Below are 262 nucleotides of genomic sequence, written 5' to 3'. Positions count from 1 at the left end.
CATAAGTGTCACAATATCTTGCATGCCCAGATCTGTAATTAACGTATAATCAATCTTAATAATAACATCGCCCGGTAAAATTCCCGCTTCCGCTGCCGCCGAAGCATCAACCGGTGTAACGATTATCAAATGGTTGTCTCTCATTTCAACTTCTACACCAATCCCCGCATAATTTCCGGAAGTCAGCTCATTGAAGTCAACCAATTCACTTTTTGTGAAATACTCTGAATGCGGATCCAGGCCTGATACCATACCTTTTAAC

Annotated in this window: 1 protein-coding gene; it reads right to left on the bottom strand. The window is 41.6% G+C overall.

Going from position 1 to position 262, the window contains the following annotated elements; all coding sequences use genetic code 11:
* Positions 1-262: S41 family peptidase (locus AAEZ02_RS22790; RefSeq protein WP_351125375.1), on the bottom strand; the 262-nt coding region annotated here is incomplete at both ends.

This window comes from Shewanella sp. T24-MNA-CIBAN-0130 (assembly GCF_040310185.1).
Classification (GTDB): domain Bacteria; phylum Pseudomonadota; class Gammaproteobacteria; order Enterobacterales; family Shewanellaceae; genus Shewanella; species Shewanella psychromarinicola.
The sequence above is the reverse complement of the archived record's forward strand: the minus strand, read 5'-3'. Positions and strand labels throughout refer to the sequence as shown.